Raw genomic sequence first — 8,840 nt, 5'->3', positions numbered from 1 at the left:
TAAAGAAACTTCAAACTCGTTTTCTTCAATACTTTCAAACAGTTGCCCTTCTCAGATCACCCCGCCTAAACGCTGTGTCCCTCGAAGGAGATGCGCATTCTACAGACACACGCAGATCTGTCAACGGCCATTTTGAAATAAACTCAAAATGACCTCGAATCGGTCAAGCAGTGATCAAAACCCGGGCAATTTTCTTCTTTCCAGCCTGAATCACACAACTATCCCCCTCGACAAACGCCCGATCGCCGTCAAACTTTTCACCATCTACAAAAACGGCTCCACGACCAAGAACGTCCCGCGCTGCTGCGCCATTCTTTACAAGGCCAGCCAAACGCAACACCGAGGCCATCAAAATCTCCGGTTGCCCCTCCAGAGAAACCTCTACGACAGGAACATTCTCGGGAATTTCCCCGAGCGCAACTCTGTTACCCGCAGACTTGTGAGCTGTTCTGGCATCCTCTTCGCTATGGAAGCGCGTAATAATCTCTTCGGCCAGCAGCTTTTTGTAGTCCTGGGGGTTGGCACCCTCGCCTACCGCTTTCTGAAACTCACTTACCTCGGCAAGAGGCCGGAAACTCAGAAGCTCAAAGTAGCGCCAGAGCAATTCATCGGGCACCGATAGAAGCTTGGTATACATCTCGCCAGGCGAATCGTTAACGCCTATATAGTTACCCAGAGACTTGGACATCTTCTGCACGCCATCCAAACCCTCCAGAATCGGCATAGTCAGCACCACCTGGGGGGACTGCCCATATTGCCGCTGAAGTATACGACCCATAAGAAGATTGAATTTCTGATCGGTACCACCACACTCAACATCAGCTTCTAACGCAACCGAGTCGTAACCTTGTATTAAAGGATACAGGAACTCATGGATGGCTATTGGCTGCTCGGCCCGGTAACGCTTGGTAAAATCGTCCCGCTCCAGCATTCTCGCGACCGTATACTGGCCCGCCAAACGAATCATGTCTGATGCGGCCATCTTGCTCATCCACTCGGAATTGAAGACGACCCGCGTTTTCTCCCGATCGAGAATCTTGAACACCTGCTCTTTATAGGTAATCGCATTCTGGGCAACCTGCTCGTCCGTCAAAGGAGGCCGGGTCGCACTTTTACCCGAGGGATCGCCAATTTTCCCGGTGAAATCACCGATCAGAAAGATCACCTCATGACCAAGGTCCTGGAACTGACGCAGCTTGTTTATAAGAACCGTATGCCCAAGATGGAGGTCGGGGGCCGTCGGATCGAAACCGGCCTTAATACGCAGCGGACGACCTTCCTTTAATTTTGCAATCAGATCATCTTCCGGAATCAGCTCGTCTACGCCTCGCTTTATGATGGCCAACGCTTCATCAATAGGTGCCATGAATTACTTGTCCCCAATCAGTTTCACGAAATTATCTGTTACAGACTTCAACAAAAGAAATCTGTGAGTTACCCGGCGCCCTGCTAAAGTGTAAGTGTTCAGTTTTTAAACAAAACCTGACCACTCGGGCGGGCGTATTATATCAATGACGCCGCAAGAAATCCGGCGGGCAGCGCAACAACCGTAATGTTCTGCGCTGTTCCACATGCTTTTTATACGGTAATCTGTTGGTCTATACATGAACAACAGCTTTAATTAGGCAGCTCAAGCTGCCGGAATACCGATTAAAAACGGATGCAACACGTGCTGAAAATGTTCCCAAAGACCCACATTACAATTGCTGCCACTGCAACCGTGGTGGTCACAGCTGCTATTCTGATGAGCCCCAGCGCAGACGTTGAGGCAAAACGTATGTCCTATGCCCTCGACCTGGAACAGGGAAGCGCATCGGAAATTATTTCGCAAAAACAGCAGCAACAACCCGAAGCACCTTCAAGCCAGGCAGTTGCAGTTGTCGCCGACCAGCTGGAAACCGCGCCGAATGCCGAGAATTTTGTAGAGCTTGAGCCAAAGCCACGCCTGAGCTGGCAAACATTTGATATCAAGTCTGGCGACACTTTGTCATCCCTTTTCAAAAAGGCGGGGTTCAACGATGGCATCATGCTTTCTGTCATCCACGGCGAGGGCGAAGCCGATAAATTACAGCGCCTCTACGCCGGTGAAACCATCCGCTTCGCAACCGATAACAACGGTAAGCTTAGTGCGATTGAACTCCAACGCAGCTTGCTGGAATCGTTAAAAATCGGGAAGCAGGACGATTCTTTCAAAGGCCAGACTGAAATTCGAGAGCCCGAGTCCAAACCAGCATTTGCTTCCGGTACGATTGATGGCTCCCTCTATCTTGCAGCTCGTGATGCTGGCCTTGACGACCGGCTAACGATGGAGCTCGCCGGAATTTTCGGCTGGGACATCGATTTTGTATACGATGTTCGCAAGGGTGACCAGTTCGAGGTGGTCTACGAGGAGCTGTATCTTGACGGAGAAAAGTTCAGCACCGGCCGCATCCTGTCAGCGCGCTTCGTTAACCGGGGCGAGGAAAATATTGCTCTGCTGTATACGGATAGCAGCGGCGACAGTGACTATTACACGCCAGACGGTAAAAGTATGCGCAAGGCTTTTTTGCGCACGCCGATAAGCGCAAGGGTGTCTTCCGCATTTAACCTCCAACGCCGCCATCCGGTTCTCGACGTTGTACGCCCCCATGAAGGTACTGATTATGCAGCACCTCCGGGCACACCGATTAAAGCTGCCGGCAACGGCAGAGTTCAGTTTGCAGGCTGGAAAGGTGGCTATGGCCGCACAGTTGTCCTGAAACACGGCGACAACATAACCACTCTTTACGCGCACATGAGCAGAATTGGCAAAGGCATGAAAAACGGAACGCGGGTAAAACAGGGCGAAACAATCGGCTATGTCGGATCATCCGGCATGGTTACCGGCCCACACCTGCATTATGAGTTCCGGCTTAACGGATCACCGCGCAACTCAAGAACCGTAAAGCTCCCGGATGCTCAGCCGATTCCAGCTTCTGAAATGGCCCAGTTCAAGAAGTTTACCGAACGGCAGGTTGCACAGTTTGAAGCTTTCAGAACCAACTATCAGCAACTTGCTCTCGCCTCGGACGACTGATCATCAATGGGCTCCTGGATAGGGCTGATGTCAGGTACCAGCATGGATGGAATAGACGCCGTGCTGGTATCCTTCCAGGACAAAACTGTCACCATCCACGAAACCTGCTCCACGCCTTACCCGGAAGAACTTCGTCAGCGGCTGGTACTCGCAAGCCAGAATCATGCGACACCGGACGAAGTAGGCGAACTTGATACGCTGACAGGCGTGCTTTTCGCTGAAACTGCAGAAAACCTGATCCGCAACTCCGGTGTAGACAAGGCATCAATTCGGGCGATCGGTAGTCATGGACAAACCTTGCGCCACCAACCCTCAGGCCCGGGCCGGTTTTCTCTTCAGATAGGCAATCCAGCCATCATTGCGGAAAGAACCGGGATTACAACGGTCGGTGATTTCCGGAGCAGGGACATGGCTGCGGGCGGCCAGGGTGCCCCGCTCGTTCCTGCATTTCATCAGCATTTTTTTGGCTCTACAACCGAGGACAGGTGCATTCTGAACCTTGGAGGCATCGCGAATATAACCTGGATCCCCTCCGCTCCCGGCAGCCCGGTAACAGGATTTGACACTGGGCCCGCCAACGCCTTGATGGATGCCTGGTGCCATGACCAAACTGGACGGCCTTTCGATGAAGACGGGCATTGGGCACAGGAAGGAATCGTCGACCAGGCACTGTTAACCGACATGCTCTCAGACGCTTACTTCGACCGCCCTGCCCCGAAAAGCACCGGGAAAGAGAAGTTCAACCTCGAATGGGTTAAAACTCTGGTAAAGCGGCACGGTGAAACCAGACCAGAAGACGTTCAGCGCACACTGCTGCAACTGTCAGTGATAACCGCAGTCCGGCAGATGCCTCAGTCGCCCGCTATGACTGTTTACGCTTGCGGAGGGGGAACCCACAATCGGTTGCTGATGCGTGAGCTTTCTCAGGCTCTGAGCCCGATTCGCGTATTCGATACCGCCGAACTGGGCCTCGACCCTCAGTGGGTAGAGCCTACAGCATTTGCATGGCTGGCCCGCCAGACGATGCGGCGGAAGCCGGGCAATCTGGCTGAAGTTACAGGAGCCAAAGGCCCCCGAATACTCGGCGCTGTCTACCCTGCCTGAGCTAATAGCTGTTTTCTCGAACAGCTGACCCTGATTATCCGAATATCCTCAAATCGTGAACGAACTGCCACAGCCGCAGGTGGAGCTGGCATTCGGATTCTGTACTACAAACTGAGAACCCTGGAGGCCTTCCTGATAGTCGATGGTGGCTCCCACAAGGTACTGGTAGCTCATTGGATCTACCAAAAGAATGGCGCCGTCCCGTTCCACAGCTGTGTCGTCTTCGTCCTGACTTTCGTCAAATGAGAATCCATACTGAAACCCGGAACAGCCACCGCCGGTTACGAACACGCGCAATCTGAGGTCGGAGTTTCCCTCTTCCTCAACCAGTTCACGTACTTTTTTTACTGCGCTGTCGCTAAAAAACAGCGGCGCGGCCATTTGTTGCTGAACTACACTCAAGTTCGCCTCCGGATTACCTGATACAACTTGGATGATTATGGTATTCCTGAGTAAAACAATCAACTATTCGGACTTACCACCATCGCCTGCCGGTAACTTGTCGATGTCTGCGTTAACCACAGCATCACCAGTCGCGGTGCGGGGAGCCTTGTCCTGTGTCAGCAGCCCCGAGGGCTCTCGCTGATGGACAAGGTTGCCATTTACGGACGACCCCATAGCCATCTGGATGAGGTTGTAGTATACGCTACCATTAATAGCGGCCTTTTCTGCCAGTTCCAGATGAGCAAACGCATAGACGTCGCCGTGAACTGTGCCGTTAACAATTACGTGTGGTGCCGCAATATCACCAGTAATCTCACCTACCTCCGACACTCGTAAAACGGCGTCACTACCATCCTCTGCCAGCACTTTGCCTCGAATGTGACCATCAACATGCAAGCCACCGGAGAAATGCACATCGCCCTCTATGGTCGTGCGTGATGAGATCAGTGTGTCAAAATTGCCGGTAGGCCGGCGGGGTTTCTGTTTTTTTTTGCCAAGCATTTCTAATTCTCCGTTAAATCATCCCAGTTGAATGTGCGTTCAGCCTGCGAGGATTTGCGCCCTTCAGCCTGAGCAACCACCTGTACTTCAAGTGGTTCGAAACCGTCAGGCAGGGCCAGCTTACCCTCCACGTCCTGGAAATACCGAAAGCGGAATTTCACGCCAAGATCTTCAATCTCCTGAGACAGATCGCGCAGCGCGATGACTTCTTTTTCATCATCTCGCATACCAATGATGTTGACGGCCACAAGACCTGAAATATAACTTTTATTGTTGCCAACCTGGGTCAGCACCAGTTTGAAATTATAAACGCTGGCCTGGCGATCGCTGGCCAGCGTAAAGCGGTCGACCTGCAACCCCTTGCTGGTCTCGGAGGGCGCCATGATATTTTTGTAAAAAGTCAGGTCAGACTTCAGGGCACTGACCCGTGTCTCCAGGTCAACAATGATTTTACGGGCCTGATTCAGCGCCTGCTCATCAATTAACTTGCCACGCTCGAGATTGACCAACTGCTGTCGGGCTTCACGGTAGTTGGCTTCGAGCGACGCAACCTTAATCTCCAACTGCTCATTTGAGGCCTCAGCGCTGGTAAAGCGAAAACCTCCCTGCGCTAACCCGGCAGCGTAACCCGCGGCCGCTGCTGCGAGTGTGCATACCACCAGAATTGCAGCCCGTCTGAGCCGGTATCCCGGCCGGTGGCGGATAACCACATATTCTTCGGCCGGCTTGCGTTGTTCGCTCACTAAGGTTCCTCAGGGCAGTAATGCAGGCGCTTCAAGACCCAGCGTTTCTTTGAGGCCAAACATAATGTTCATATTCTGGACGGCCTGGCCAGCAGCACCTTTGACAAGATTATCGATAACAGAAGAGACAATCACGATATTGCTCTGCTCCTGCCGATGCAGCGCCATTCGGCACACGTTCGCTCCACGCACACTCCGTGTTTCCGGGTGGCTGCCAAAAGGCATTACGTCCACAAACGGCTCGTCACGATAGCGCGCCTCAAACAACTCTTGCAGACGCTCGAAGTCAGCCGGATTCTTCAGCTCTGCATAAAGCGTCGCCTCAATACCGCGGATCATCGGAACAAGGTGGGGGACAAACGTAATACCGGTGTTGACGCCTGCCGCTGCCGACAAACCCTGACGGATTTCGGGCAAATGCCGATGACCCGAAGCGCCGTAGGCTTTAAAACTTTCGCTCACTTCTCCGTGCAGCATGCCGATTTTCGCCTGCCGACCACCGCCGCTCGCTCCGGACTTTGCATCTGCAATCAACCGGGAAGGATCGACCAACCCCTGTTCCAGCAGCGGCAGGAAACCGAGCTGAACAGCCGTAGGGTAGCATCCCGGGTTCGCCACCAGCTGCGCTCTGGAAATTTCGCTGCGCACCACTTCGGGCAATCCGTAAACTGCCTTCTCAGCCCAATCCGGTGCTTCATGAGGCATGCCATACCATTCAGACCAGACCTTCAGATCCTTGAGGCGGAAATCTGCCGAGAGATCAACAACCCGCACACCAGAAGCCATCAACTCCGGAATCATTCGCATCGCAACGCCGTGTGGTGTCGCGAAGAAAACCAGATCGCAGGCCGCCAGCAAATCGGGCTCTGGCTCGGAGAAGGCCAGATCAAAATGCCCGCGAAGATTCGGGTACATGTCGGCCACAGGCATGCCCGCCTCCGACCGTGAAGTAATGCAGTTCACCGTAACCTCCGGGTGAACAGCGAGAATTCTGAGCAGCTCAACGCCGGTGTACCCGGTGCCGCCAACGATACCTACTTTGATCACCTTGCTCTCCCGCGACGTTGTATCAGGATTTAATAGTTTAATGTTGGAGTCTACCATGATAAACCAAGGACTTATTGCAGCTTACGGGGCGACAGTTACAATGTTGTCAGAAACCCTTTGGCGGGCCACCCTCTTGTTCCGGAACACCGGCATCCATGAAAAAATTCTGGCATCAGCTTGGCGAAAAACTGATCAGCGCGTTCCCGCGCAGAATGTCCGGCGTTGATTCGTTGCCTCAACTGGCTGTGCTCGGTCTTTTATCTGGATTGGTTACGGGCGGGGTGATTCTGATTTTCCGTCTGGCGATTGAGTGGCCTCTCGGGTATTTCCTGCCAGGCGATGGCTCTGAAGCGTTTCCATCCGAGGCGTTCGAGAACCTCGATATCGTTACACGAGGAATTCTGCCGTTTGCCGGCGCTCTTGGCCTTGGATTCTTTCTGCACCGACTGGCGACTCATGACCGCAAAGTCGGTGTGGCTCATGTCATGGAACGCCTGAACTATCACCAGGGTTATATCACCGCCAAAAGTGCTGTTATCCAATTCATTGTCGGCGTTACCACTGTTGTCACGGGACAGTCCGCTGGCCGGGAAGGCCCGGCAGTGCATCTGGGCGCGGCATTCTCCAGCCTGATGGGGCAATGGATGAGGCTGCCGAATAACAGCATCCGCACCCTCGTCGCCTGCGGCTGCGCTGCTGCGATATCGGCCTCATTCAACACCCCCATTTCAGGCGTCATTTTCGCTATGGAAGTGGTGATGATGGAATACACCATAGCGGGCTTTACACCTATTATTCTTGCCTCAGTCAGCGCAGCTTTTGTGACACAGTTTGTGTATGGCCCGGAGCCTGCTTTCAGCGTCCCGGCACTGACAATGAACTCATTACTTGAGATACCCTGGATTCTGGTGATTGCCGTTATCATCGGTGTCTCGGCAGCACTTTTTATCCATCTGGTCGATTCCATGGGCCGATTCAGCCACCGGTCGATTCTGCTGCGCGTTATTACTGCCGGAGCGCTTATGGTACCTGTGGCAATATTGGTGCCTCAAACCATGGGAATCGGCTACGACACCGTCAATGAAACCATTAATGGCGAGCTGGGCTTCTGGCTGCTGCTCAGTGTGGGGGTGGCTAAACTTGTGATTACCGCCCTGACTGTTGGCCTTGGCATGCCCAGCAGCATTATCGGCCCGACTTTGTTCATGGGCGCAACGCTCGGCGGAGCCATGGGGCTGATCGGTGCGGAGATCTTGCCGAACCATGCATCATCCGTTGGCTTCTATGCCATGCTCGGAATGGGCGCCATGATGGGCGCAGTGCTGCAAGCGCCACTGGCTGCGTTGATGGCATTAATGGAGCTGACCCGGAACCCGCATATCATCCTCCCGGGGATGCTCATCATCACCATCTCTACCCTCATCACAAGCGAGGCCTTTGGAAAAAAGTCCCTGTTCCTTACCGTGTTGAAAAGCCAGGGCCTGAGTTATCAGAGTTCACCGGTTATTCAAGCCTTGCGCAGGGTCTCTGTGGCCGCGATCATGGACAAGAGTATTCTGCGCATCGACAGACACCTGACGAGAGAAGAAGCACGAAAAGCGCTGACAGCAGAGCCAAAATGGCTGGTGGTCGAAGGCAGCAACGGACCCACCTCTCTGTTACCGGCTGTCGATCTTGCACGATATCTGGAAGACTCAGAGAAGATCCCGAGTGATGAAGAGCCTGAGACACCGGAATCCATTGATCTGATGGATATCCCCGCCAACCGGCGTGACATTGCGCCGGTGCAATATCAGGCCACGCTCGAAGAAGCGCTGCATGAGTTTGAGACGACCAGTGCCGAAGCCCTGTATGTACAGCGCCATGTGGCGCCCATGATTCAACGGATTTATGGCGTAGTGCTTAAATCTGACATCGAAAGCTATTACCAATATCGACGGAGCTGA

At 53.4% G+C, this 8,840-nt stretch carries 8 protein-coding genes; 3 read left to right on the top strand and 5 right to left on the bottom strand.

The genetic code is table 11. The features are described 5' to 3' along the window. Window positions 1-163: 163 nt before the first annotated feature. Complete coding sequence (tyrS, locus tag ACN0RL_RS18390; protein ID WP_417519455.1) at window positions 164-1,366, bottom strand: tyrosine--tRNA ligase; 1,203 nt, start codon at window positions 1,364-1,366, stop codon at window positions 164-166. 303 nt (window positions 1,367-1,669) lie between these two features. On the opposite strand from tyrS, the gene ACN0RL_RS18385 reads away from it, so the two are divergent. After that, on the top strand, window positions 1,670-3,055 hold the full coding sequence (locus tag ACN0RL_RS18385) for a peptidoglycan DD-metalloendopeptidase family protein (protein WP_417519453.1): 1,386 nt from the start codon (window positions 1,670-1,672) through the stop codon (window positions 3,053-3,055). Between the two features lie 6 nt (window positions 3,056-3,061). Next, window positions 3,062-4,159: an anhydro-N-acetylmuramic acid kinase gene (locus ACN0RL_RS18380; RefSeq protein WP_417519451.1), complete on the top strand. Its 1,098-nt coding sequence runs from the start codon at window positions 3,062-3,064 to the stop codon at window positions 4,157-4,159. A gap of 48 nt (window positions 4,160-4,207) precedes the next feature. Here ACN0RL_RS18380 and erpA read toward each other — a convergent pair whose 3' ends face one another. From erpA to argC, 4 genes are all read right to left on the bottom strand, one after another. Beyond that, window positions 4,208-4,540, bottom strand: coding sequence for an iron-sulfur cluster insertion protein ErpA (gene erpA / locus ACN0RL_RS18375; RefSeq protein ID WP_417519461.1), 333 nt, complete (start codon window positions 4,538-4,540; stop codon window positions 4,208-4,210). An 84-nt stretch (window positions 4,541-4,624) separates the two neighbouring features. Further along, entirely contained in the window at window positions 4,625-5,104 is a 480-nt protein-coding gene (locus tag ACN0RL_RS18370; RefSeq protein WP_417519449.1) for a bactofilin family protein, read from the bottom strand. A gap of 2 nt (window positions 5,105-5,106) precedes the next feature. Beyond that, entirely contained in the window at window positions 5,107-5,847 is a 741-nt protein-coding gene (locus ACN0RL_RS18365; protein WP_417519447.1) for a DUF6776 family protein, read from the bottom strand. 9 nt (window positions 5,848-5,856) lie between these two features. Continuing rightward, a complete protein-coding gene (gene argC / locus ACN0RL_RS18360) occupies window positions 5,857-6,894 on the bottom strand; it encodes an N-acetyl-gamma-glutamyl-phosphate reductase (RefSeq protein WP_417519445.1) in 1,038 nt (345 codons plus the stop codon). A 155-nt stretch (window positions 6,895-7,049) separates the two neighbouring features. On the opposite strand from argC, the gene ACN0RL_RS18355 reads away from it, so the two are divergent. Continuing rightward, window positions 7,050-8,840 (top strand): chloride channel protein, encoded by a 1,791-nt coding sequence (locus tag ACN0RL_RS18355; protein ID WP_417519443.1) that lies wholly within the window; start codon window positions 7,050-7,052, stop codon window positions 8,838-8,840.

The sequence above is a fragment of the Marinobacter sp. genome (genome assembly GCF_048259445.1).
Taxonomy (GTDB): domain Bacteria; phylum Pseudomonadota; class Gammaproteobacteria; order Pseudomonadales; family Oleiphilaceae; genus Marinobacter.
This window is presented reverse-complemented; position numbering and strand designations above follow the sequence as displayed.

What these genes read in the sequence shown, in the direction of transcription:
- ACN0RL_RS18380 (WP_417519451.1), top strand. Translation starts at nt 3,062, where the DNA reads ATGGGCTCCTGGATAGGGCTGATGTCAGGTACCAGCATGGATGGAATA.
- tyrS (WP_417519455.1), bottom strand. Translation starts at nt 1,366, where the DNA reads ATGGCACCTATTGATGAAGCGTTGGCCATCATAAAGCGAGGCGTAGAC.
- ACN0RL_RS18370 (WP_417519449.1), bottom strand. Translation starts at nt 5,104, where the DNA reads ATGCTTGGCAAAAAAAAACAGAAACCCCGCCGGCCTACCGGCAATTTT.
- ACN0RL_RS18355 (WP_417519443.1), top strand. Translation starts at nt 7,050, where the DNA reads ATGAAAAAATTCTGGCATCAGCTTGGCGAAAAACTGATCAGCGCGTTC.
- erpA (WP_417519461.1), bottom strand. Translation starts at nt 4,540, where the DNA reads ATGGCCGCGCCGCTGTTTTTTAGCGACAGCGCAGTAAAAAAAGTACGT.